The organism is Kitasatospora sp. NPDC101176 (genome assembly GCF_044768035.1).
Classification (GTDB): domain Bacteria; phylum Actinomycetota; class Actinomycetes; order Streptomycetales; family Streptomycetaceae; genus Kitasatospora.
The window spans coordinates 272039-294356 of the sequence record NZ_JBIWPA010000005.1 but is presented as its reverse complement, the minus strand read 5'-3'; the positions used below and the strand labels follow the sequence as shown (position 1 = coordinate 294356).

At 72.5% G+C, this 22318-nt stretch carries 21 protein-coding genes and 1 pseudogene; 13 read left to right on the top strand and 9 right to left on the bottom strand.

The features are described from left to right. Window positions 1-177: 177 nt before the first annotated feature. Window positions 178-2418, bottom strand: a complete 2241-nt coding sequence (locus tag ACIRS1_RS11045; RefSeq protein ID WP_402838493.1) for a heavy metal translocating P-type ATPase — start codon at window positions 2416-2418, stop codon at window positions 178-180. A gap of 277 nt (window positions 2419-2695) precedes the next feature. Between ACIRS1_RS11045 and ACIRS1_RS11040 the strand changes: the two genes are divergently transcribed. Continuing rightward, window positions 2696-2980 carry a metal-sensitive transcriptional regulator gene (locus tag ACIRS1_RS11040; RefSeq protein ID WP_402838491.1) on the top strand — a complete coding sequence of 95 codons (285 nt, stop codon included), beginning with the start codon at window positions 2696-2698 and terminating at the stop codon, window positions 2978-2980. A 67-nt stretch (window positions 2981-3047) separates the two neighbouring features. Here ACIRS1_RS11040 and ACIRS1_RS11035 read toward each other — a convergent pair whose 3' ends face one another. Then, window positions 3048-4253 carry an IS110 family transposase gene (locus ACIRS1_RS11035; protein WP_402838489.1) on the bottom strand — a complete coding sequence of 402 codons (1206 nt, stop codon included), beginning with the start codon at window positions 4251-4253 and terminating at the stop codon, window positions 3048-3050. A 210-nt stretch (window positions 4254-4463) separates the two neighbouring features. On the opposite strand from ACIRS1_RS11035, the gene ACIRS1_RS11030 reads away from it, so the two are divergent. After that, window positions 4464-5429 (top strand): hypothetical protein, encoded by a 966-nt coding sequence (locus ACIRS1_RS11030; RefSeq protein ID WP_402838487.1) that lies wholly within the window; start codon window positions 4464-4466, stop codon window positions 5427-5429. A 147-nt stretch (window positions 5430-5576) separates the two neighbouring features. Here ACIRS1_RS11030 and metF read toward each other — a convergent pair whose 3' ends face one another. Continuing rightward, complete coding sequence (gene metF, locus ACIRS1_RS11025) at window positions 5577-6551, bottom strand: methylenetetrahydrofolate reductase [NAD(P)H] (protein WP_402838485.1); 975 nt, start codon at window positions 6549-6551, stop codon at window positions 5577-5579. 265 nt (window positions 6552-6816) lie between these two features. Between metF and ACIRS1_RS11020 the strand changes: the two genes are divergently transcribed. Continuing rightward, on the top strand, window positions 6817-7137 hold the full coding sequence (locus ACIRS1_RS11020) for a heavy-metal-associated domain-containing protein (RefSeq protein ID WP_402838483.1): 321 nt from the start codon (window positions 6817-6819) through the stop codon (window positions 7135-7137). A 170-nt stretch (window positions 7138-7307) separates the two neighbouring features. On the opposite strand, the gene ACIRS1_RS11015 is transcribed toward ACIRS1_RS11020, so the two are convergent. Further along, window positions 7308-7934 (bottom strand): TetR/AcrR family transcriptional regulator, encoded by a 627-nt coding sequence (locus ACIRS1_RS11015; protein WP_402838481.1) that lies wholly within the window; start codon window positions 7932-7934, stop codon window positions 7308-7310. Between the two features lie 201 nt (window positions 7935-8135). Here ACIRS1_RS11015 and ACIRS1_RS11010 point away from each other — a divergent pair, with 201 nt between their 5' ends. Further along, window positions 8136-9749 (top strand): FAD-dependent monooxygenase, encoded by a 1614-nt coding sequence (locus tag ACIRS1_RS11010; RefSeq protein WP_402838479.1) that lies wholly within the window; start codon window positions 8136-8138, stop codon window positions 9747-9749. A gap of 37 nt (window positions 9750-9786) precedes the next feature. Here ACIRS1_RS11010 and ACIRS1_RS11005 read toward each other — a convergent pair whose 3' ends face one another. Next, window positions 9787-10191 carry a DUF4345 domain-containing protein gene (locus tag ACIRS1_RS11005; RefSeq protein WP_402838477.1) on the bottom strand — a complete coding sequence of 135 codons (405 nt, stop codon included), beginning with the start codon at window positions 10189-10191 and terminating at the stop codon, window positions 9787-9789. 87 nt (window positions 10192-10278) lie between these two features. Between ACIRS1_RS11005 and ACIRS1_RS11000 the strand changes: the two genes are divergently transcribed. The 4 genes from ACIRS1_RS11000 (at window position 10279) to ACIRS1_RS10985 (ending at window position 13370) form a co-directional block, all read left to right on the top strand. Continuing rightward, the gene (locus ACIRS1_RS11000) at window positions 10279-10920 is read left to right on the top strand and encodes a TetR/AcrR family transcriptional regulator (RefSeq protein ID WP_402838475.1); all 642 of its coding nucleotides are present in this window, start codon (window positions 10279-10281) and stop codon (window positions 10918-10920) included. Between the two features lie 158 nt (window positions 10921-11078). Further along, on the top strand, window positions 11079-12314 hold the full coding sequence (locus ACIRS1_RS10995; RefSeq protein WP_402838473.1) for a cytochrome P450: 1236 nt from the start codon (window positions 11079-11081) through the stop codon (window positions 12312-12314). A 191-nt stretch (window positions 12315-12505) separates the two neighbouring features. Next, entirely contained in the window at window positions 12506-12943 is a 438-nt protein-coding gene (locus ACIRS1_RS10990) for a helix-turn-helix transcriptional regulator (RefSeq protein WP_360214275.1), read from the top strand. Window positions 12944-12953: 10 nt separating this feature from the next. Then, window positions 12954-13370 (top strand): VOC family protein, encoded by a 417-nt coding sequence (locus tag ACIRS1_RS10985; protein WP_360214277.1) that lies wholly within the window; start codon window positions 12954-12956, stop codon window positions 13368-13370. A gap of 91 nt (window positions 13371-13461) precedes the next feature. Here ACIRS1_RS10985 and ACIRS1_RS10980 read toward each other — a convergent pair. Further along, a pseudogene (locus ACIRS1_RS10980) lies at window positions 13462-13626 on the bottom strand (pirin family protein); the annotation flags it as partial. 375 nt (window positions 13627-14001) lie between these two features. On the opposite strand from ACIRS1_RS10980, the gene ACIRS1_RS10975 reads away from it, so the two are divergent. The 4 genes from ACIRS1_RS10975 (at window position 14002) to ACIRS1_RS10960 (ending at window position 17681) form a co-directional block, all read left to right on the top strand. Next, window positions 14002-14472, top strand: coding sequence for a hypothetical protein (locus ACIRS1_RS10975; protein WP_402838471.1), 471 nt, complete (start codon window positions 14002-14004; stop codon window positions 14470-14472). Window positions 14473-15164: 692 nt separating this feature from the next. After that, on the top strand, window positions 15165-15650 hold the full coding sequence (locus ACIRS1_RS10970; protein ID WP_402838469.1) for a hypothetical protein: 486 nt from the start codon (window positions 15165-15167) through the stop codon (window positions 15648-15650). A 247-nt stretch (window positions 15651-15897) separates the two neighbouring features. Further along, complete coding sequence (locus tag ACIRS1_RS10965) at window positions 15898-16335, top strand: very short patch repair endonuclease (protein ID WP_402838467.1); 438 nt, start codon at window positions 15898-15900, stop codon at window positions 16333-16335. Next, window positions 16332-17681, top strand: coding sequence for a DNA cytosine methyltransferase (locus ACIRS1_RS10960; protein ID WP_402838466.1), 1350 nt, complete (start codon window positions 16332-16334; stop codon window positions 17679-17681). Before ACIRS1_RS10965 ends, ACIRS1_RS10960 begins: the two co-directional genes overlap by 4 nt. On the opposite strand, the gene ACIRS1_RS10955 is transcribed toward ACIRS1_RS10960, so the two are convergent. The 3 genes from ACIRS1_RS10955 to ACIRS1_RS10945 are packed head-to-tail and all read right to left on the bottom strand — an operon-like array spanning window position 17636 to window position 21653. Continuing rightward, window positions 17636-18508, bottom strand: a complete 873-nt coding sequence (locus tag ACIRS1_RS10955; protein ID WP_402838464.1) for a DUF6339 family protein — start codon at window positions 18506-18508, stop codon at window positions 17636-17638. The genes ACIRS1_RS10960 and ACIRS1_RS10955 overlap by 46 nt on opposite strands. Then, window positions 18505-19509, bottom strand: a complete 1005-nt coding sequence (locus tag ACIRS1_RS10950) for a hypothetical protein (protein WP_402838462.1) — start codon at window positions 19507-19509, stop codon at window positions 18505-18507. The genes ACIRS1_RS10955 and ACIRS1_RS10950 overlap by 4 nt, the downstream gene beginning before the upstream one ends. Window positions 19510-19511: 2 nt before the next feature. After that, window positions 19512-21653: a helix-turn-helix transcriptional regulator gene (locus tag ACIRS1_RS10945; protein ID WP_402838460.1), complete on the bottom strand. Its 2142-nt coding sequence runs from the start codon at window positions 21651-21653 to the stop codon at window positions 19512-19514. A 450-nt stretch (window positions 21654-22103) separates the two neighbouring features. Here ACIRS1_RS10945 and ACIRS1_RS10940 point away from each other — a divergent pair, with 450 nt between their 5' ends. Beyond that, the gene (locus ACIRS1_RS10940; protein ID WP_402838459.1) at window positions 22104-22313 is read left to right on the top strand and encodes a hypothetical protein; all 210 of its coding nucleotides are present in this window, start codon (window positions 22104-22106) and stop codon (window positions 22311-22313) included. The last annotated feature ends 5 nt before the right edge of the window (window positions 22314-22318 follow it).

Below are 22318 nucleotides of genomic sequence, written 5' to 3'. Positions count from 1 at the left end.
CCGGGCCCGGCCTCGCCGTGGGTGCTCGGCCGGAACGCGCCGCGGCTCCGGAACCTGGTGGGTTCCGGGGCCGCGGCGCGGTGCTCCTCGGCGGTGCTGCTCGGCGGTGCTACTCGGTGCTGGCCCTCGGTGCTGGCCCTCGGTGGTGCTCCCGGTCGCACCCGTCGGCGGTGCCGCTCAGCGGAAGCGGCGCAGCCGCAGGCTGTTGGTGACCACGAAGACCGAGGAGAAGGCCATCGCCCCGCCCGCGATCATCGGGTTGAGCAGTCCGGCCGCGGCCAGCGGGATCGCCGCGACGTTGTAGCCGAACGCCCAGAACAGGTTGCTCTTGATGGTGGCCAGCGTGCGGCGGGAGAGCCGGATCGCGTCGGCGGCGGCCCGTAGGTCCCCGCGGACGAGGGTGAGGTCGCCGGCCTCGATGGCGGCGTCGGTGCCGGTGCCCATGGCCAGGCCGAGGTCGGCCTGGGCGAGCGCGGCCGCGTCGTTGACGCCGTCGCCGACCATGGCCACGACCCGGCCCTCGGCCTGCAGCCGGCGGACGGTGTCCACCTTGTCCTGCGGCATGACCTCGGCGATGACGTGCTCCGGGGCGATGCCGACCTCGGCGGCGACGGCCTCGGCGGCCGCGCGGTTGTCCCCGGTCAGCAGCACCGGCGTCAGGCCCAGGGCGCGCAGCCGGGCGATCGCCTCGGCACTGGTCGGCTTGACGGCGTCGGCGACCTCCAGCACGGCCCGCGCCGCACCGTCCCAGCCGACCGCGATCGCGGTACGGCCGGCCGCCTCGGCGGTGCGCTTGGCCTCGGCCAGGTGCCCGGGCAGGTACTGCGACCAGTCGTTCAGCAGCGCCTCCCGGCCGGCGACCACCGCGTGGCCGTCCACCACGCCCTGGACGCCCAGTCCCGGCACGTTCTCGAAGCCCTCGACGGCGGGCAGCACACCGGCCCTGGCCGCGGCGGTGGCGATGGCCCGGGCGATGGGGTGTTCGGAGGCGTGTTCCAGGGCGCCGGCCAGGCGCAGGGCCTCGGCCTCGGTGACGCCCTCGGCGGTGTGCACGGCGAGCAGGGTCATCCGTCCGGTGGTGACGGTGCCGGTCTTGTCCAGGACGACGGTGTCGACCTTGCGGGTGTTCTCCAGCACCTCGGGGCCCTTGATCAGGATGCCGAGCTGGGCGCCGCGGCCGGTGCCGACCATGAGCGCGGTCGGGGTGGCCAGGCCGAGGGCGCACGGGCAGGCGATGATCAGCACCGCGACGGCCGCGGTGAAGGCCGCGGTCCAGCCCTCGCCGGTGCCCAGCCAGTAGCCGAGGGTGGCCACCGCGAGGGTGATCACGATCGGCACGAAGACGGCGGAGATGCGGTCGGCGAGCCGCTGGGCGGCGGCCTTTCCGTTCTGCGCGTCCTCGACCAGCCGGGCCATCCGGGCGAGCTGGGTGTCGGCGCCGACCCTGGTGGCCTCGACGACCAGCCGCCCGCCCGCGTTGACGGTCGCACCGGTGACCGCGTCGCCGACGGAGACCTCCACGGGCACCGACTCACCGGTCAGCATCGAGGCGTCGACGGCCGAGGCGCCCTCGACCACCGTGCCGTCGGTGGCGACCTTCTCCCCGGGGCGCACCACGAACCGGTCGCCCACCGCGAGCTCCGCGACCGGGATCCGCACCTCCTGCCCGGCCCGCAGGACGGCCACGTCCTTGGCCCCCAGCTCCAGCAGCGCCTTGAGGGCGGCCCCGGCGGTGCGCTTGGAGCGGGCCTCGAAGTAGCGGCCGGCCAGGATGAAGGCGGTGACGCCGGCGGCGGCCTCCAGGTAGATGTTCGACGAGCCGTCACTGCGGGCGATGGTCAGTTCGAAGCCGTGCCGCATGCCCGGCATGCCCGCGTCGCCGAGGAACAGCGCCCACAGCGACCAGAGGAAGGCGGCGCCGGTGCCGAGCGAGACCAGGGTGTCCATCGTCGCCGCGCCGTGCCGGAGGTTGGTCCAGGCGGCGCGGTGGAACGGCCAGGCGGCGTAGGTGACCACGGGGGCGGCCAGGGTCAGCGAGAGCCACTGCCAGTTGTCGAACTGCAGGGCCGGCACCATCGCCATCGCGATCACCGGCACCGCCAGGGCCACCGCGGTGAACAGCCGCTGCCGCAGCGGGGCCAGCTCGTCGGCCGGCTCCGCGGGCCCGCCCGCACCCTCGGCGGCCGGCGGCGCGGGAAGCGCCGCGGTGTAGCCGGTGGCCTCGACGGTGGCGATCAGGTCGGCGACCGCGACGTCGCCCTCGTAGGAGACCTTCGCCTTCTCGGTGGCGTAGTTGACGCTCGCCGAGACGCCGTCCATCCGGTTCAGCTTCTTCTCGATGCGGGCCGCGCACGAGGCGCAGGTCATGCCGCCGATCGAGAGTTCCACCTCCGTGGAGGCGGGTGCCTGGGTGGTCATCGTTGCTCCTCGTGACTGTCGTCGGACAGGGCGCGTGCGACGTGCCGGGTGGCACCGCCGGATCCGGACCCACCGAACTGGTACCCATGGGGGGTATCGGGCGGCGCCGAGTTCATTTATACCCCTAAGGGGTATCCAGAGCAAGGCTTGACCGATACCCCCCTCCCGTATTCTCCGGACCGCCCGAACCGCTTGACTCGATACCCCAGCGGGGTATTCACTCGGGGCATCGGACCGGGGCCGGCAGCGCCCCGCCGGAGCTCCCGAGGAGGCCCGCATGACCGGCTACCGGCACGACCAGGACCGCCTGCGGCGCCGACTGCGCCGGATCGAGGGCCAGGTCCGCGGCCTCCAGCGGATGGTCGCCGACGACACCTACTGCATCGACGTGCTCACCCAGGTCTCGGCCGCCACCAAGGCCCTCCAGTCCGTCGCCCTGATCCTGCTCGACGGCCACCTCGCGCACTGCGTCCAGGACGCCGTCGCCGACGGCGGCACCGCGGCCGCCGACACCAAGGTCGCCGAGGCCTCCCGCGCCATCGCCCGCCTCCTGCGCGCCTGACCGCTCCACCCGCGCCGCATCCGCCCGCGCCCGCCGCCCACCACCGAGGAGAATCTCAATGATCGTGTCAAGCCGACTGCGTGACCGGCGGAGCGGGGGTGAAGAGCCTCTTGTCACGCAGCATCGCCCAGAGCACGTCGACCCTTCGGCGGGCAAGTGCGAGCAGAGCCTGCGTGTGCAGCAGCCCTTCGCCTCGCTTCTTGAGGTAGTAGTCCCGCGATGGACCCGGCCGCATCATCGCGGTCTGGGCCGACATGTAGAAGAGCCAACGCAGGCGACGGTTGTACCGCTTGGGCCGGTGGTAGTTGCCGGTGCGGCGCCCGGAGTCCCTGGCGACCGGGGCCAGCCCAGCATGGGAGGCCAGGCGGCCCGCGTCCAGGTAGCCGGACAGATCACCGACGATGGCGACGAACTCGGCGCCCAGGATCGGGCCCATGCCGGGCATCGACTCGATGATCTCGGCCCGCTCGTCGGCGCGGAAGATCTCGCGGATCTCCCGGTCGTTGTCCTTGATCCGCTCGTCCAGAGCGAGCAGTTGGTGGGCAAGGTCGCGGACCAGCTTCGCGGACCGCTTCTCGCCGGGCAGTTCGGCCGTCTGCGACTGGGCGGCCTCCACCGCCTTGGCGGCAACCGTGTCGGCACCGCGGACCTTGCGGCGCTCCAGCCAGGTCGTCAGCCGCGTGACGCCGATCCGCCGCAGGGCAGCCGGGGTCTGGTACTCGGTCAGCATCACGACCGGTCCCTTGGCCGCGGAGTAGTCGAAGGCCCGCTCCAGGGCCGGGCAGATGCCTACCAGGAGATCGCGCAGCCGGTTGATCAACCGCACCCGGTCCGCGATCAGGTCGGCCCGGTGGTTGGTCAGCAGCTGGACTGTGCTGACCAGCTCAGGCGGAGTGTTCAGCCGGGCGAAGCCCTTGGGGCGCATGCGGGCCTGGTCGGCGATGACGCGCGCGTCCTTGGCGTCGGTCTTGCCCTCGCCCTGGTAGGCCCCGGACATGCGGTTGACGGTGCGGCCGGGTACGTAGACGACGTGCTGACCGTGAGCGACCAGCAGAGCCAGCAGCAGAGTCGAGGCACGGCCGGAGATGTCCACCGCCCACCGCACCTCGCCGGCCTTCTCCCGAGCCGTCTCGAGGAGGTTGAGGATCTGCGACTCGTCGTTGATCACCTTCGTCGAGAACAAGATCTCGCCGTCTGCATCGACGGCCACCGCCCAGTGATGCCCCTTGCCGGCATCGATGCCGACCCATACCCGCTCGTGCACCGTGCTCAAGCCCGTCGCTCCGTATCCCTCGTGACCAGCCATTCGTGGCCCGAAGAACACTCCGCCGACAGGTCCCTAACCAGCGATGACCGCAGTTCTCAATCAGTGGTCGGAGCGTCCCGAAGGACCGGGCGGCCATTCTCCTCGAGCCATCAACGGCAACCCGCCATCAGCCACACCCGGTCCTCCCGGACCGCCTCACATTCTTAGGGACCCGCCATGAACACCACCCTGAAGATCACCGCCTTCACCGCCGGGCTCACCGCCGCCTTCGGCCTCGCCCTCGGCGTCGGCCACGCCACCGGACGCGGTCCCGCCCCCGCGCCCGCCGGCACCACCGGGCACGGCGGACACGCCGGACACACCGAGGCCGCGACCCCGGCCGACCACCTGCCCGGCGGGCTGCAGGTCTCCGAGCGCGGCTACACCCTCAGCCTCGACGACCCCTTCGTCACCGCCGGCACCCCCACCGACCTGCGCTTCCGGATCCTCGGCGCCGACGGCCGGGCCGTCACCGCCTTCCAGCCCTCGCACGAGAAGGAACTGCACCTGATCGTCGCCCCGCGCGACCTCTCCGGGTACCAGCACCTGCACCCCACCCGCGCCGCCGACGGCACCTGGAGCGCCACCGCCGCGCTGCCGGCCGCCGGCACCTACCGGGTCTTCGCGGACTTCACCCCCGCCGGCGCCACCGAGGGCCTCACCCTGGGCGCCGATCTGCACGCCGCCGGCGACCTGCGGCCCGCGGCACTGCCCGAGACCGGACGGACCGTCACCGTCGACGGCTACACCGTCGCCCTCGGCGGCGAGCTCACCCCCGGGCGCAGCGGGCGGCTCACCCTGACCGTCACCCGGGACGGCCGACCGGTCACCGACCTCCAGCCCTACCTCGGCGCCTCCGGCCACCTGGTCGCCCTCCGGGCCGGGGACCTCGCCTACCTCCACGTCCACCCGGACACCACCGCCCCGGGTCCGGAGATCGGCTTCACCACCACCGCGCCGAGCGCCGGGAGCTACCGGCTCTTCCTCGACTTCAAGCAGCAGGACGCCGTGCACACCGCCGCCTTCACCGTCACCACCGACGGCGCCGCCACCCCGGGCCCGGCGGCCGCCCCGGCCGGACCGGCCACCCCGGCCGGCGAGCCCGCCCCGACCACCGGGGAGACCGTGGCCCACCAGCACTGAGACCCACCTGCGCGCCGTGCCGGGCGGTCCACCACGGACCGTCCGGCGCGGCGGCTTCGACGGCTTCGGCGGATTCGGCGGCGGGGCGGCGGGGCGGCGCCCGGCCCGGGCCCGGGTCCGGGATCGGGATCGGGATCGGGCCGGGTTTCAGGCCCGGGCGCCGGTCAGCGGCCGGTCCTGTGGCGCCGGGGAGCACGACGGCGCCGCGGAGCCCAGTGGCGCCGGGCGGTCCAGTCCCAGGTTCCGGTGGATCTCCAGGGCCGCCGTCGAGCGGTTCAACGTGATGAAGTGCAGCCCGGGCACCCCCTCCCCGAGCAGGCGCTCGGCCATCCGGGTCGCGTGGTCCACCCCGATGCGGTGGGACGCCGCCCGGTCGCCGCGGGCGGCCTCCAGCGCGGCGGCGAGCGCGGGCGGGAAGGAGGCACCGCTCAGCTCGGCGAAGCGGGCGATCTGGCGGACGTCGGTGGCCGGCATGATCTCCGGGATGACCGGGGTGTCGCAGCCGGCCGCCGCCAGCCGGTCGCGCAGCCGCAGGTAGTGCTCGACCTCGAAGAACATCTGGGTGACGGCGTAGTCCGCCCCCGCCCGGCACTTGGCGACGAAGTGCCGGATGTCCTCGGACCAGTCCGCCGAACGCGGGTGGCGCTCCGGGAAGGCCGCCACGCCGACCGTGAACGCACCGCAGCCCCGGACGAGTTCGACCAGTTCGGCGGCGTGCCGCAGTCCCTGCGGATGCGGCCGCCAGACACCGTTCGGGTCCCCGGGCGGGTCGCCGCGCAGGGCCAGCACGTCCCGGATCCCGACATCCGCGTAGCGCCGCAGGACGGCCTGCAGCTCGGCAGTGGAGTGGCCGACGGCGGTGAGGTGCGCGACGGGGCGCAGCGTGGTCTGGGCGGCGATCCGTTCGGTGGTCCCGATGGTGCGGTCGCGCGAGGAGCCGCCGGCGCCGTAGGTGACGGACACGAAGGTCGGCGCCACCGCCTCCACCCGCCGGATGGCGGCCCACAGGGCGCGTTCGCCGGCCTCGTCCTTGGCGGGAAAGAACTCGAAGGAGTAGGTCCGCTCGCCGGCCGCCAGGATCTCGCGCAGGCCGCGCGGGCCGGGGCGGGTGATGTGGTCCATGGGGTGCTCACCTCGTGTGGTGGGGTCGGCGGCCTGCCGAGGGGCCGGCCGGCCCGGGATGCCGGCGGGCGTTCCACCCTGCCCCGGAGGGCGCAACAGGACCGCCACAAGGATGACTTGACGATCGCTGGAGGCGGTCCACCCGCCCGCTCCCGGCCGCTCCACACCCCTCTTCAATTACCCCCTGGGGGTATGCTAGCTTCAGCGGTGAAGCAGCCGACCGGATCGCGCGGCCGGCGCCCGGCACGATGACAGGAGCACAGCCATGACCGAGATCGCCGTCACCGTCGAGTCCACCGAGACCGCCTCCTGCTGCGGCTCGTGCGGCACCGGCACCGGCGCCACCGACACCCCCGCCGCCGCGACGGCCGGCCTGGCCGTCTTCCAGGTGAAGGGCATGACCTGCGGGCACTGCGTCACCGCGGTGACCGCCGAGCTCCAGCGGATCGACGGCGTGGGCGCCGTCGCCGTGGACCTCGCCACCGGCCGGGTCACCGTCGACAGCACCGCCCCGCTCTCCGACGAGGCCGTCGCCGCCGCCATCGACGAGGCCGGCTACGAGCTGGTCGGCCGCCTGGACGGCTGACGGACCGCGGCACGACGCGGAGCGGCCCCCGACGATCAGGTCGCCGGGGGCCGCTCCGCGTTACCGGGTGGGGGTATGCCGGGCGGGGGTGCGTCAGGTGGGGGTGCGCAAGGAGCGGGCCCGCAGGGCGCGGGCACCCCGGAGCGGGGCACCCCCGGCGGTCCGGCCGGTCACCGCGCGTCGGACGGCGCCCGCAACAGGGGGAGGACGACCTCGTCGAGGATCTCGTCGACGACCCGGTCGGGCGGCACCGTCCCGCCGATCAGGAAGGCGTCGCGCAGCAGGTCGAGCGGGAGGGAGAGGACCCGTGGGGTGAGCCGCGCGGGGTCGATCTCGCCCCGGTCGACGGCCCGGCGCATCATCGCCTCCAGGCTGCTCACCGGCCCCTGCGCGGTCAGGCCGCCGCGGAAGATCCCGCGGAGCTCGGGGTCGCGCATCAGGTCGATCAGGAACCCGTGCACGGCGCCGGTCGGCAGGTCGTCGAAGCGGTGCAGCAGACCGCGCAGGAAGAGCGCCAGGTCGGTCTTCAGGTCACCGGTGTCCGGCGGCTCCCGGTAGTCGGGGGCGTTGCGGCCGAGGGCGGCGACGACGACCGCCGCCCGGTTCGGCCAGCGGCGGTACAGCACCGGCTTGCTGGTCCGGGCCCGGGCGGCGACGCCGTCCATGGTGAGCCGGTCGTAGCCGTGGTCGGCGAGTTCGGCCCAGACGGCGTCGAGGATCGCCCGTTCCAGCTCGTCGCCGCGGCGCCGCGAGGGCCTGCCGCGGACCTCTTCGCCCTCCGGCGCGCCGGACGTCACCGGTCCGCCGGGCGCCGCTCCACCCCTCGCCGCTCCGCCTGCCGCCGATCTGCCCGCTGCCGATCCGCCGTCCGCCATCGAGTGCCGCACCCGACCTTCGTCGATTCGTAGATACGTTGCGTTTCTTATCCGGATGAGTCTACAGTCGCGGCTAAGAAACGCGCCGTATCTTATGGCCGGATGACCTGGGGGGAACCCGTCATGCGCACTCTCCGAACGACCGACGTCCTGGTGGTCGGCGCAGGCCCGGTGGGCCTCGCCCTCGCCCTCGGACTGGCCCGCGCCGGGATCGACTGCCGCGTCCTCGAACGCGAGCCGCGGTTCCGCGACCGCGGCGTCCGCGGCAAGGGCGTCAACTCCCGGACGCTGGAGGTGTTCGACGACCTCGGCGTCGTCGACGGCATCCTCGCCCGCGGCCGGTCGGACCTCGGGGTCCGCAGCTACCAGGGCGTCCGGATCGTCCACGAGGTCGCCCCTCGGCCCGCCGGCGCCGCGACCCCGGACCGGCCCCACCCCGGCATGCTGCTGCTCGGCCAGCACCACACCGAGGCCGTCCTGCGCGACCGGCTCGCCGGGTACGGCGTCACCGTCGAACTCGACGCCGAGCTGCTCGACCACCGGCAGGACCCCGAGGGCGTCCTGGCCACCGTCCGGCGCGGCGCCACGACGGAACACCTCCGCGCCCGCTACCTGGTCGGCTGCGACGGCGGCCGCAGCACCGTCCGCAAGCTGGCCGGCATCCCGTTCCTCGGCGAGACCTGGGACCAGGAACGCTTCCTGATGGCCTCGCTCGCCGTGGACGGGCTCGACCCCGACCTCATGCACGTCTGGAACCACCCCGACCTCGGCGCGGGCGCCATGGTGCTGGTGCCGATGCGCGAGGACGACAACTGGGCCATCCACGCCTCCGTCCCGCCGAGCGCGGCCGGCGAGCCGCCCGCCCCCACCCTGGACACCTTCCGCCGGCTGTTCGCCGAACGCGCCGGCCTGCCCGGGGTCCGGCTGCACGAACCGTCCTGGTCCACGGTGTGGCGGCCGACCGTCCGCATGGTCGAGCGCTACCGCCAGGGCCGGGTCCTGCTCGCCGGTGACGCCGCGCACTGCCACTCCGCGGCCGGCGGCCAGGGCATGAACACCGGCATCCAGGACGCGCACAACCTCAGCTGGAAGCTCGCCGCGGTACTGCGCGGCGCTCCCGACGCCCTGCTCGACAGCTACCAGGCCGAACGGCTGCCCGTCGCCGCCACCGTCCTCGCCGCCACCTCCGCCCAGCACAAGGCGCTGTTCTCCGCCGACGGCGCCCGCGCCCTGTCCGCGCAGTTCGCCAGTCTGGCGGGTACCGCGGGCGCCGACCTCACCGGGCTCTCGGTCGGCTACCGGGGCGGCCCGCTCGGCCTCGACCTGGACGACAGCACCGGCATCCGTGCCGGGGACCGCGCCCCGGACGCCCCCTGCACCACCGCCGACGGCACGCCCACCCGGCTGTTCGACGTCTTCCGCGGCACCCACTTCACCCTGCTGACCCTCGCCGGACGGCCCGCGCCGACCGGCCCGACCGCACCGCCCGGGCGGCCCGACGGGCTCGACGGGCTCGACGGGCTCGACGGACGGGAGTGGCTCGACGGGCTCGAACGGGCCGGTCGCCTGCGCCGGGCCGTCGTCACCGACCCGGGCGGCCACGTCGGCCGCGCCTACGGACTGAGCGGCACGGCCGTCGCCCTGGTCCGGCCGGACGGCTACGTCTCGCTGACGGCGGGGCGGCCGGACCGGGCCGCGCTCACCGCCCACCTGAAGGGCTTCGGCCTGAGCAGCTGAGCGCCTGCCCGGCGGGCCGGGTCCCTCGGCCCGCCGGTCAGCCCGCCGATCGGACGCGGGCGGCGGCGGCCCGCTCGTCCGCGTCCGCGAGCAGGAAGTACACCGGGGACAGGCCCAGTTCGACCACCATCAGCACCACCTGGAACCCGTCCGGCCACCCGGCCACCGCGATCGACAGCACCCGGCCGAGCCCGCCCAGCAGGAACACCGCCGTCAGCCACCGCACCGCGCGGGCCGGCACCGGCGACTGCCGGACGGCCCACAGCCAGGCCGCGCCGTAACCGGCGAAGATCGCGCCCATGAACCGGCCGAAGCTGTCGACCGTCGCACCGGCGTCCTCCTCGCCCGGGATCGCCGCGTTCCCCGCCAGCAGGTGGTAGAAGCCGATCGCCACGCAGGCGACCCCCATCGTCCACCCGAGCACCCGCAGAACCCTGGCCATGAACCCACCACCCGTCGGACGGTTAGTTGACACGTGTCCACTAAGCTAGCGCGCACTAGTGGACACGTGTCAAGTAGCCTTCGCCGCATGCCAGTCCACCAACGGCGCCGCCGCCTGTCCCCCGCCGACCGCCGCGCCCAGCTGCTCTCCGTCGGCGCCCGGCTCTTCGCCGCCCGCCCGTACGAGGAGGTGCTGATGGAGGAGGTCGCCGAACAGGCCGGCGTCTCGCGCGCCCTGCTCTACCGTCACTTCCCGGGCAAGCACGACCTGTTCGCCGCCGTCTACCGGCAGGCCGCCGACGAGCTGCTCGCCAAGTCCCGCTTCGACCCCGCCGACACCCTGCTCGAACAGCTCGTCGAGGGCATGGACGCCCATCTGGACTACTTCGTCGCCAACCGGCACGCCGTGCTCGCCGCCAACCGCGTCCTGGCCGGCGACCCGGTGATCCAGACGATCATCACCGGCGAACTCGACACCCTGCGCGGCCGCCTGCTCGGCGTCCTCCCCCTCGCGGACGAGACGGCCCGGCGGGCGGTCTCACAGGTCCTCGGCGGCTGGCTGGTGTTCGTCCGGGTCCTGGTCGTCGACTGGCTCACCGAGGAGAGCTGCACCCGCGAGGAGCTACGCGACGCCTGCATCGGCGCGGTGCTCGGCGCCCTGCGCCCGCTGCTGCCCGCCGACCCGAGTGCCGACGCGGCCGCCGGACCGAGGGCCGACCCGAGCCACTGAGATGAACCCCCGACCATCGGCGGGAACCCCGTTCGGCAGGGGCGCAATCGCTACCATCGGGATCCAGCGGGAAACACGCCCAAAGACGTCAATTTCCCATGAAAATCACACAGTTGGATCCTCACTTCAGCGCTGGACCCCGACCCCCGAAGGGACCCATGTCCTCCGCCGCACCCGACACCGGGACCGACCTCCCCCCGCTCCACCGACTCCCCGTCACCCCCGCCCGGGCGCCCCACCCCACCACCCTGCCCGACGGCACCCCGGCCTGGCTGGTCACCCGCTACCACGACGTCCGACAGGCCCTCACCGACCCGCGCTTCACCCGCGGCGCCCTGCACACCGTCGGCACCCCCGGCGGCGGCGCCGACGTGGCCAGCAACCCCGCCTCCCTGTTCAACCAGGACGGCCCCGCCCACCGCCGGCTGCGCAGCACCGTCCAGCGCGCCTTCACCGCCCGCGCCATCGCCGACTGGCAGCCCTGGGTCGCCGAGGCCGTCCAGCAGGCCGTCGACGCACTCGCGGCCGCCGGCCCCCCGGCCGACCTCGTCACCGCCTTCACCCGCCCGGTGCCCTTCGCCGTCACCACCCGCCTGATGGGCCTCGACGGCGACGGACCGGACCACCTCGACGCGGAACGCCTGCGCCGCTGGACCCGCGCCGTCCTCGCCGACGGCGGGGCGGACACCCCCGCCACCCAGGACCGGTCCGCCCAGGACCCCGCCCAGGACCCGGAGAGCGCCCTCGCCGAGTACGCCGCCTTCACCGCCGAACTGATCGCCCGCCGGCGGCGCACACCCGGCGACGACCTCGTCAGCCGCCTGGTGCACGCCGCCGACCAGGACGGCGGAGTCCCCGAGGAGTCGCTCGTCCACCTCGTCTGCGGGCTCACCGCCAGCGGCAACGAGAGCGTCACCGGCGCCCTCGGCAACGCCCTGGTCTACCTGCTCGGCGAACGCCCCGAGCACTGGCCCCGCCTCGCCGACCCGGACACCACCGAGCGCACCACCGAACGCCTGCTCCACTTCATCCCCCTCGGCGACGACGAGGCCACCACCCGCCGCGCCACCGAGCCGGTCGGCCTCGGCGGCGTCGACATCCCCGCCGGCGCCGTCCTCGCCGTCAACCTGGGCAGCGCCAACCGCGACCGCGCCGTCTTCCCCGACGGCCTCGACGCCGACCTCGACACCGCCCTCCCGGCCCCCACCCTCGCCTTCAGCGCCGGCCCCCACTACTGCCTCGGCGCCTGGCGGATGCGGCTCGAGATGCGGGAGTCCCTCCGCCGCCTCGCCACCGCCCTCCCCGGCCTGCACCTCACCACGCCCGTCCACCGGATCGCCTGGCAGCTCGGCACCACCACCCGCAGCCCGGCCCGCCTCCCGGCGGCCTGGTGACCACGCGCCGCCGGGGGGGGCGGCCCGCCCCGGCGGCCCACCGGACACCCCTCCGGACACACCCGCACACACGTTCAACCCGCCACCTCCACAGCGCAATTGACCGGATTCCCGGTTCCCGTCCGGCACTGTCCGCACCCCGCCCCGGCAACGGCGCGACCCGGCCCGGTCGGCCCGCTAGGCTGGCCGGCATGTCCCGTGCGTCCCGTGTGCCACTCCCCGACCTCGTCCGGCTGCGCCAGGCCCGTGATCGCATGGACCGCGAGTACGCGCAGCCGCTGGACGTCCCCGCGCTCGCCCAGACCGCCCTGATGTCCCCCGGCCACTTCTCCCGCAGCTTCCGCACCGCCTTCGGCGAGACGCCGTACGGCTACCTCATGACCCGCCGGATCGAGCGCGCCATGGCGCTGCTGCGGCGCGGCGACCTCTCGGTGACCGACGTCTGCATGGCGGTGGGCTGTACCTCGCTGGGCTCGTTCAGCACCCGGTTCACCCAGTTGGTCGGCGAGAGCCCGAGCGCCTACCGGGCCCGGGACCACTACGAGGACGCCGCCGTCCCGGCCTGCGTCGCGAAGGTCTACACCCGGCCGGTCAGGAACGGAGAAGCAGGAGGTCCGGGAGCTAAGTAGCGTGAAGGACATGGACATCAAAGTTGGACAGACCTTCATCACCGTCGACGACCACGACAAGGCGCTCGGCTTCTACCGTGACGCGCTGGGCCTCGAGGTGCGCAACGACGTCGCCTTCGGGGACCTCCGCTGGGTGACCATCGGCTCGTCCGCGCAGCCGGAGGTGGACATCGTCCTGGAGCCCCCGCTCGCCGACCCCAACGCCGACGACGCCGACCGCAAGGCCGTGGCCGACCTGATGGCCAAGGGCCTGCTGCGCGCGGTGATCTTCCGCACCGAGGACTGCGACGCCACCTTCGAGCGGATCCGCGCCGCCGGCGCCGAGGTCATCCAGGAGCCGATCAACCAGCCGTACGGCGTCCGCGACTGCGCCTTCCGCGACCCCGCGGGCAACATGGTCCGCTTCAGCCAGCCGCGCACCAACTGACCACCCCCCGGGCGGCCCCCTGAGCCGCCCCGAACGACCCCCGAACGGGTCCGCCCACCCCCGGTGCGCGGACCCGTCCGCGTGCCGCGCGTCAGCGCTCGCGGCCGCGGGGTTTCAGCGGGGTGGCGGGCAGCTCCGGGGCCGGGAGGCGGGCGCCGGCGTAGCCGTGGACGGTGCCGAAGCGCGAGCCCGTCTCCCAGTCGGTGCGGGCCCGGGCGATCTCCTCGGTGGAGCGGCCGATGAAGTTCCACCACATACCACGCGTTTCACAGTTCTTCCCAGGTCAGACGCCTGCTCGACCATCCTGGGTCAGCAGAAGGTCAGCAAGACACCCTGGAGTCGACAACCACGGCCACCATCAACCTCAGCCGCGGCATGGGCAGCCAAGGCGCTGCTCGTCCTGATCCGCGCCGAGCTGGCCCGGCTCGAGCCCGCGGACGACGGCCTCGTCTACCGCACGACGGAACGGGGCCCGCGTTCGTCGAACTCCTCGAAGCCCCCTACGTCCAGCGCCTGCGCGAACGCGCCAGATGGGCCCGTCCACCAGTACGCGCCCGGCACTGACGTCCGGGCTGCCACCCGTGCGCTGCTCAGCCGCCAGCCGAGAGACCCCTACCCCCCGAGGTTTCCCGTGGCTGACCTGCGACTGACCCACCTCACGTACGCGGGCTCCGGAAAGCCCACCGCCCGTGTGGCCTTCGGCCCCGAGCTCACCGTCATCTACGGCGCGTCCGACACCGGCAAGTCCTTCATCGTCGAGTCCATCGAGTACATGCTCGGTGGCGCGCGTCTGCCGCTCATCCCGGAAGCCGAGGGCTACAGCCAGATCCTCCTCGGGCTGCAGATGCCCGACGGAACGCCGATCACCCTCGTCCGGCGACCTGGCGCCAGCACCGTCGCCGTCCACTACGAGGACTTGCGTGACCTGGTCACCCGGAGGTCCGACCGGGAACTGACCGCGGTCCACCGCGCCGGCAGCTCCCGCAGCCTCTCCGTCTTGCTCCTCGCAGAACTCGGCTATGCCGACGCCCGGATCCGCAAGAGCGACGCCGGCGGCACCCGCGGACTGGCCCTGGCCGACCTCGTCCACCTGCCCCTGTGACCGAGACCCACATGGGCGACCCCCCTCTCCCCCGTCCTGCGGTCGAGTGCGGACACCGGCAAGACCGCCGCCGCCTCGGTGATGAAGTACCTGCTGACCGGCGAGGACGATCGGGCTCCTCGACCAGATCGTCGTCGAACTCTCCGCCAAGCTGACCACCCGGGAGAACGCCTCCCGGCTGCGCGAACGGCTGACGCGGATCCAGGCCACCATCGACGGCCAGTCCCGCTCCCTGCAGGTGATCATCGACCGCCACGTCGGCGCAGTCTCCGACCGCATGAACGCCGCACAGGAACTCGCCGCCGTCGAAACCCGCCTCGCCGAGGTCCACGACCTGCTCACCCGCTTCGGGCTGCTGGACCAGTAGTACCGCTCCGACCTCGACCGCCTCGCGATGGTCAGCGAAGCCGGCAGCATCCTCGGGTACTTCCGTGTCGGCACCTGCGTCTTCTGCGGCGCCGAACCCGAACATCAACACCACGGCCACGGGGAGCAGGAGACGACCCAGCTGCATGCGGCCGTCGAATCCGCCAAGACCAGCTCGCTCCTCGCCGATCTCCTCCCGACCATCGCCGACCTTCGGACCCAGCTGGACGCTGGTCGGACGGAGGGACGTCCTGCTTCTACGGGCCAGCGAGCTCGACACCGAGATCTCCCAGGCCGAGGAGCGCCTCGACCCGTTGCGGACGCACATGGACAAACTCCTGGCGGCCTGCTCGGCCGCCGAACGCGAACTCGAACTCCACGCCCGCATCGAGGAACCGGACGACCGACTGTCCAAGCTTGACGGGGCAGGCGCGGTCCTCTCCCATCGGCCCGCCCGCCACATCCCCGCCCACGTGCTCTCCAACTTCGACGACGTTCTGAGGCGAACGCTGGAGGCCTGGTCCGTTCCCTCGGTCGAGTTCGCCGAGTTCGCCGAGTACGACCAGTACGGCATGGACGTCCGTGCCGGCAGCCGACCCCGCTCCGGACGCGGCCAGGGCGTGCGCTCAGTCCTGCACTCGGCGTTCACCACCGCCCTCGCCCGGTACTGCCTCCGGGAGGGCCTGCCCCACCCCGAGCAGCGTGCTCGCCTCCGCCACGACGTACCGCTTCACCGGCCTGGGCGGAGGCTGCCCTGGCTTCTTCCCTACCTCCCCGACTGGCGGGGCGTGAAGCTCATACGTCAGACCTGACGGTGCTCGCTTGGCGGCGAGCCCTGGCACATCGCCGGCGACTCGGCTCCGGAGCACGGTCCCGTCGGCGCAGTACTGCCCGACGGGATCGAACCACAGGAACGAGCCCCGGGTCAGCGCTGTCATAGCGGCGGAGAGCCCGACATCCTCGCCGAGATCACCCGCCTCTACTACCACAACACCACCCGCCGCCTGATCCTCTCCACCCCCTGACCCCACCCCGCCCCCGAGGCGCCAGAATGGAACCATGCCCTCCCTGGAGACCACTCCGAAGATCCGCGCGCGGATGAGCAAGCAGCGCAGTCACGACACGGACATCGAGGTCGCCCTCCGCAGGACCCTGCACGCCGCCGGTCTCCGCTACCGGGTCCACCGCAGGCCGCTCAAGGACGTGCGCCGCGAGGCCGACGTCCTGTTCGGCCCGGCGCGCGTCGCGGTCTTCGTCGACGGCTGCTTCTGGCACGGCTGCCCCGAGCACGCGACGTGGCCGAAGAACAACGCCGAGTTCTGGAGAGAGAAGATCGAGAAGAACCGCACCAGGGACCGCGACACGGACACCCGCCTCGCCGAGGCCGGCTGGCTGTCGGTGCGCGTCTGGGAGCACGAGAACCCCCTGGAGGCCGCCGAGCGGATCGCCACACTGGTCCGGGAACGTCGGCCGGCCGGCTACACTCTCACCACATGACCAGCTCCGACGCAGCCGCCCCATTTCTCGAGAAGCCGTACATGTTGGACCTGTTCGCCGGTCCGGGCGGGCTCGACGTGGCTGCACACATGCTCGGGGTGCAGTCGCTCGGGATCGAGTGGGACAAGAACGCCTGTGACACGCGCTACAAGGCCGGGCTGGAGACGTGGCACGCAGACGTCAGCGCGGTGCGTCGGGACAGGTTCGACGAGCTCCCCGCAGAGCTGAACGTGCTGGCCGGCGGCCCACCGTGCCAGACGTACTCGGTGGCGGGCAACGGTGCGGGCCGCAAGGCGCTGGGCGAGGTGGAGAATCTCATCCACGCGTTGATCGAAGGTTCCTCCGACGAGGAGATCGACGCGCAGCTGGAAGAGCTCGAGAAGCTGACCGGGGACCACCGGACGACTCTGGTCCTGGAGCCCCTGCGGTACGCGATCAAGGCGCTCGGCTGCGAGAAGCGGGGGAATCGGCCCTTCGACGTGATCGTTCTCGAGCAGGTCCCCCAGGTCAAGAACCTCTGGAGGGTCTACAAGGATGCCTTGGAGAAGGGCCTGCCCGGCACGGACGGGACGAGGGTGAAGTACAAGGTCGCCGAGGTCGCGACCCTGCACACCGAGGCGTACGGCGTCCCCCAGAGCCGCCGGCGGACGATCCTGATCGCGCGACTCGCCGAACACGGCAGCCCTCGTCTTCCGCACCCGACCCACCACACGTTCAGCCCGCACAATCCGGAGCTGGGCGGCCCGGATGACGAGAAGGCGACGGCCCGGCCCCGCCAGACGGCACTGCCGGTGGTGGAAGGCACCACGCCGCTCAAGCCGTGGGTCTCGATGGGTGAAGTGCTCGGGGTGAAGTCGGGACCCGAGCGCAGGAAGGTTCCGTTCCAGATCAGGTCGAACTACAGCACCGGTGGCGTCTCGGAGAATCGCGGCATCCGCACGGACCGGCAGCCGTCGTTCACGGTCACCGGGAAGGTCTCCCGCAATGCCGTCCAGCACCCGGATCTCCGGCCGCACCACCCGGAGCGGCTGACCATTCGGGAGGCTGGCGTCCTTCAGACCTTCCCGCCCGACTACCCCTGGTCGAGCGGCGACCAGTCACAGCAGGTGGGCAATGCCGTACCCCCGCTGTTCGGCATGCACGTGCTGGCCTCGGCCCTGTCCCTGCCGACCGCGGCCGAGGAGAGGTTCCGGGACACCTGGGAGGTGCCCACCCCCGAGGAGCACATCCTTCTTCGCAAGAAGGGTGGCTGCGACATTCCGGAGGTGGGCTGCGGCCCGAACTGCCCGAAGCCCGAGGATCAGTCCTCCCTCTCGGCCTCCTCCGCGAAGAGGTCGGCGAAGTAGTCCACCAGGGTGCTCACGGAGAGTTGCGGCGCCGGTTCCTCCTGGGGACCGGTCGGGAGCACGTGCCGTGATACCTGGCGGGCGGTCTCGGCCTCGGCGATCCAGTCGAGCAGGGGGCGGGACTCACGCTCCGCGTCGGGGGCGATCACGTCGTACATCAGCGTCGCGGCGGAGGCGTTCACGGCTCCGGCGAGCGCGTTGACCTCGCGCCCGGTCGTGACGACCCCCTTCGCGACCAGCCGGACGATCGCCTGCGCCGTGGGCCGGTGGTTGATCACGGACATGCGCAGAGCGGTGTTGAGGATGTCCTGGCTGCCGCAGGCCGTGACGACGGGCTCGTAGTCCGCGCCGTCGCGGAAGAGCTCGGCCGCCCACCAGAGGCGGGCGAAGGCCTGCTTGTGGTACTGCCCGCGGAAGCGCTCCGCCGCCACCTTGGCGGGCTTGCCGTCCTTGGGCTCCGCGAGGTGCCGCCAGACCACGTAGTCCGGGGCGACGCCGAGCGCGAGGTAGTTCCAGAAGGCGGGGTCGGCCGCCTCCCTGCGGGTGAGCCGCAGCGCCGCGTGGAGGCGCGGAGCAAGCCAGGCATCGGCCTGGGTCGCCTTGAAACCGTTGCCGCGGCAGTAGGTCACGGCGTCCTCGACCAGGTCGCGGACGGGCCGCAGCTCCCCCCTCCGGTCCTCGTGCGGAAGCCGTTCAGTGAGCTCGTTGAGCTTGATGCCGGGCACGTCCTCGCGACCGGTGAGCAGCCCCTCGGTGAGGAAGTCCGCCGCCTCGGCGTTCGGCAGCAGGGCGAGGCGCTCCGGGAGGTAACCGGGTCGGTCGGTCATGCGTCGTCCCCCTGTGCGAGGCGTTCCAGGTCACGGATGGTGGTGGACAGCGTCCGTGGGACGCCGGCGCGCCGGGAGGCGGCGAAGTGGATCCGGGATTGGAGTTCCCCCCATCCGGTGGCGGAGGATCCCGTGCGCGCCGCATGGACCGCTCGCAACGCCTGCTCCGGCTCACGGTCGGCGTACATGTCGGGGAGCATCTCGCGGAGCACCTCGCCCTGCCAACCGTGCGGGAACACCGGGGTACCGTCCTCCTCGACCTCCAGGTCACCGACCGCGGAGTGGAAGACCGCCGTCCAGACCTCGGAGCACATCTGCGCGAGGAGGAGTTCCCGGACGGTCGCCTCCGGTCCGGTCCCGCCGTCGGCACCCATCAGGTCACCGAGGCCGTCGAAGTCGGTGTTGACCCGGACGACGGGGATCCGACCGGTGGTGTCGACCAGCCACGGGGAGTCCTTGTAGCGCTGGAGGCGACTGGCCCCTGCCCCGAAGTTGACCATCCTGACCTCGAGTTCGCGAGCCAACGACGGCACGGCCTCGATGACGTCGACGAACCACTCCACGTCGGATGTGGCGATCACCCGACCCGGCACTCCGTCGACGGTGGCCACCACGTGCACCGTGAGGGAAGCCCGATCGAGGAGGTCGCAACGGTGGACGTACAGCTCGGCGGTCCGCTCGCGGCCGTCCGCGGAGACGGCGGCAAACTCCACCGTCGTCCGGGTGTTGGTGGCCCGCTCGGCGAGGACGGCGAGCAACTTGACGTCCTGCCAAGGGCCCGAGGGATCGAGGGCCTTGGCCGGGAGGCCCGCGGACAGGCGCAGTCGGGCCTGGGTCCAATCGGGGCGGTCCTCGTCGAGCCCGAGGGCGACGACGCGTTCGACGGTGGACAGGTACTTGCTCTCCACGTCCTCCCAGGGCTCGCCCTCCGCCTTGAGCTGGGCGCTGTCGACGCGCCAGGAGACGTTCCCGGTGAGCCGCCGGTAGGGGTAGACCTTCACGCCTACTCCCCCTTTCCGCTGCGGAGTTCGACGACCAGTCCGGTCAGCTGGGCCCGGACCGGGTGCCGGGAGACATCGGTGACGCCCCGGAAGACGGCCTTGCGGCTTCCCGGCGACAGCTGAAGGGAGCCGTCGACGACCTCGCAACCGCTGATGGCGACGAGTTCCTTCCAGGGGGCGGCCGGCCGGGGGCCGGAGCGCACGTCGAACTTGGCGACCGGGGTGACCGGACGATCCGTGTCCACCCCGGGGGCCATCCGAAGGTCGACCGTGACCGACCAGGCGCCCGTCCCGTCGATCAGCGCGTCCACGTTGTCCAGTTCGGGCAGGGCCGCGGCCGCGCCGGGACGCGCCTTCTTCGGGCCGCCACCGCCCACCTTGAGCCGGCCGGCGATCTTGGCCTCTCCCCCGTTCCGGCGCTTGGCCTTGGGCACGGCCACGAGGTCACGCACGGCCGCGTTCGCCGCGGCGGTCAAGGCGGCGATGCGCCGGTGGGCGGAGGGCGAGTAGGACAGACGCAGTTCCTCCGTCTGCCCCCACTTGTTGTGCTCCGGGGGCTCGGACGCGCGGAGGAACTCCTCGGCGGCCTCGGCACCGGGTGCCTCGGGACCCGCCGCGCGTCCGGTGAGGAGGATCGCCTGGAAGGGGTTGGTACCGATCGGGATGTTGGTGACGGCACTGTCCTTGACGGTCATGCGATTGCCCCGCATGGAGACCATCCGGTTGTGGCGGTCGTCGGCGTCGTCGGCGCCGGTGACCAGGAGCACCGCCTCGTGCGGCACCCCACCGCGCACTTGGCCGCCGTGGAGGGGCACGTTGAGCGGAACACCCACTCGTGCGACCTGGCCGGGGCCGGTGAGCCGGTCGACGGTGGCCCCCTCGAGGAAGGCCCGCAGGGCGCGGGTACGGGAGGGCTGGGCCACGGCCGGATCCACGTGCTCCTCGGGGATGAGGACTTCGCCGTTGCGGAACGTGCGGACGGACGCCTCCAGGTGCGGCTTGCGGTCGCCGCCGCCGGTCATCGCGGCCCAGAAGTTGCGGCCGAGCGCGTCGACGAGCCGGGCGTGCATGCGGTGGACGGAATCGTCGTCCTCACCGGTCTCCTCGTCGTCCACGGCGCCGTTGACGGCCAGCAGGCTGGCCACGTCGTGGGCACCGACGATGAGAAAGGAGGTGCCGGGTGCCGCGCTCTCACGCGTGAGGTGGAGCTTCTCGACGGTCGCTTCGTCGGCCCACCAGGAACGGACCACGTCCGCGGACTCGGTGGTCGGATCGGGACGTCCGAACCAGGCCGGGCCGGCACACGCCCGGCCGTCGACCTCGCGCCAGGGGAGGTCGAGCCGGCCGATGAGACGTCGCTCGGTGCGGCCCTCGTGGGGCTCCGAGAGGGTGGAGTTGATCAGCACCAAGCCGAGTCGGCTGGTGGCCCACAGCGTGGCCTTGCCCAGGCCGTAGGAACCACCGGCGCCGAGGTCCCGCTTGTGACTGTCGAGTTGGCGACGGACGACGGCGGCGAAGAGCCCGTCCTCGTAGTCGCCGCCGGTCAGACCGGTGGCGTTGTAGTCGTCGACGCGGAGCAGCACGAGGCGGTCGTGCTGGTACATGTCACGCAGTCCGGCCGCGATCGTGCGCGAGACCTTGCTCTGCTTCCCGCCGTCGGCGGTGAGCGCGTCGTAGTGCGGCCGCAGGCTCTCCCAGTCGATGGCCTCGCGGAAGCGGGCGAGGGACTCGCCGGTGAGTTCGTGCAGGGTGTACCGCACCCGCACGGGCTCGGCGGGGTCGAGGCGCGCGTCGAGGCTGTTCTGCGTGGCTTCGCGGGCGAGCACCGAGACGTCGGCCTCGAACGCGAACGCCGCGGCGTTGCCGTACTCCCTGCCACCGTCGGCATGGGCCGGTCTGTGATACCACTGGACGGGCAAGGCGAGTTGGGCGTCGGCGCTGCGCGTGTGGACGGTCTCCAGGTCGGTGTTGAGCACTTCGGCGATGCGCCGAATGGTCTCGTCCCGGGGCACGGAACGGCCGACGATCCAAGCCGAGACGGCGGCCCGGGTCACCTCCAGTTCCAGCGCCAGATCGGTCTGGCTCTTTCCCGCATTCCTGAGCTGGCGCGCCAGCCAGGGACCGAACTCCTCAGCCGCCTTCACGTCCCACCCGCTTCTGCTTCCGCATGGCCTGTTTCACGAGGTGGGAGCCACGCTACCGCATCGCTGTTGACAGCGAAACCCCCCTGTCAACCGACCCTTGACAGGTCCGGCGACTCACTGGAAGACATCTCGTCGCCCATCGAAAATGAGTACCCGAAGAGCCTTTGAATTTGCCCGATTTCATACCGGGGATCCGTTTTGGTGGAATATGAGATTCGCACCGCCCCTCCTTGCGCAGAGCTTGCCGAGCGTGGTTGACTGCTCGTCATCTTCCTCCGGCAGCAGCCGGGAACATGCCAAGGCGTGCATCTTTTCGCCTTTCACGAGCCCTTTGCACATTTCCTCGGCTCGATTCTCTCGCACCACCTCGCAGCACTCCATCGTGCACGTCCCCACGAAGTGAAAGCGCAGGTAGCTCCGGTGTCCCCGCAGGATTCCCCGCTCCACCGCATGCGTTCCATCGTCACCACGTACGACCGGCTCGCCGCCGAGGCCCCACAGGACCTCGGCGCCTACCTCTACCTCTACGGCGTCGACCACGACATGGTCACCGCCTACCGGAACGCCATCCGCGACGCCGAGGCCCGGGCGCGCCGCCCGCGTCGGAACCCCGGCAACTGTCAGCGCATCGTCCGGATCACCGTGCGCCACGCCCGCTGACGGCG

What these genes read in the sequence shown, in the direction of transcription:
- ACIRS1_RS11045 (WP_402838493.1), bottom strand. Translation starts at nt 2,418, where the DNA reads ATGACCACCCAGGCACCCGCCTCCACGGAGGTGGAACTCTCGATCGGC.
- ACIRS1_RS11040 (WP_402838491.1), top strand. Translation starts at nt 2,696, where the DNA reads ATGACCGGCTACCGGCACGACCAGGACCGCCTGCGGCGCCGACTGCGC.
- ACIRS1_RS11030 (WP_402838487.1), top strand. Translation starts at nt 4,464, where the DNA reads ATGAACACCACCCTGAAGATCACCGCCTTCACCGCCGGGCTCACCGCC.
- metF (WP_402838485.1), bottom strand. Translation starts at nt 6,551, where the DNA reads ATGGACCACATCACCCGCCCCGGCCCGCGCGGCCTGCGCGAGATCCTG.
- ACIRS1_RS11020 (WP_402838483.1), top strand. Translation starts at nt 6,817, where the DNA reads ATGACCGAGATCGCCGTCACCGTCGAGTCCACCGAGACCGCCTCCTGC.
- ACIRS1_RS11010 (WP_402838479.1), top strand. Translation starts at nt 8,136, where the DNA reads ATGCGCACTCTCCGAACGACCGACGTCCTGGTGGTCGGCGCAGGCCCG.
- ACIRS1_RS11005 (WP_402838477.1), bottom strand. Translation starts at nt 10,191, where the DNA reads ATGGCCAGGGTTCTGCGGGTGCTCGGGTGGACGATGGGGGTCGCCTGC.
- ACIRS1_RS11000 (WP_402838475.1), top strand. Translation starts at nt 10,279, where the DNA reads ATGCCAGTCCACCAACGGCGCCGCCGCCTGTCCCCCGCCGACCGCCGC.
- ACIRS1_RS10995 (WP_402838473.1), top strand. Translation starts at nt 11,079, where the DNA reads ATGTCCTCCGCCGCACCCGACACCGGGACCGACCTCCCCCCGCTCCAC.
- ACIRS1_RS10990 (WP_360214275.1), top strand. Translation starts at nt 12,506, where the DNA reads ATGTCCCGTGCGTCCCGTGTGCCACTCCCCGACCTCGTCCGGCTGCGC.
- ACIRS1_RS10985 (WP_360214277.1), top strand. Translation starts at nt 12,954, where the DNA reads ATGGACATCAAAGTTGGACAGACCTTCATCACCGTCGACGACCACGAC.
- ACIRS1_RS10970 (WP_402838469.1), top strand. Translation starts at nt 15,165, where the DNA reads ATGGACAAACTCCTGGCGGCCTGCTCGGCCGCCGAACGCGAACTCGAA.
- ACIRS1_RS10965 (WP_402838467.1), top strand. Translation starts at nt 15,898, where the DNA reads ATGCCCTCCCTGGAGACCACTCCGAAGATCCGCGCGCGGATGAGCAAG.
- ACIRS1_RS10960 (WP_402838466.1), top strand. Translation starts at nt 16,332, where the DNA reads ATGACCAGCTCCGACGCAGCCGCCCCATTTCTCGAGAAGCCGTACATG.
- ACIRS1_RS10955 (WP_402838464.1), bottom strand. Translation starts at nt 18,508, where the DNA reads ATGACCGACCGACCCGGTTACCTCCCGGAGCGCCTCGCCCTGCTGCCG.
- ACIRS1_RS10940 (WP_402838459.1), top strand. Translation starts at nt 22,104, where the DNA reads ATGCGTTCCATCGTCACCACGTACGACCGGCTCGCCGCCGAGGCCCCA.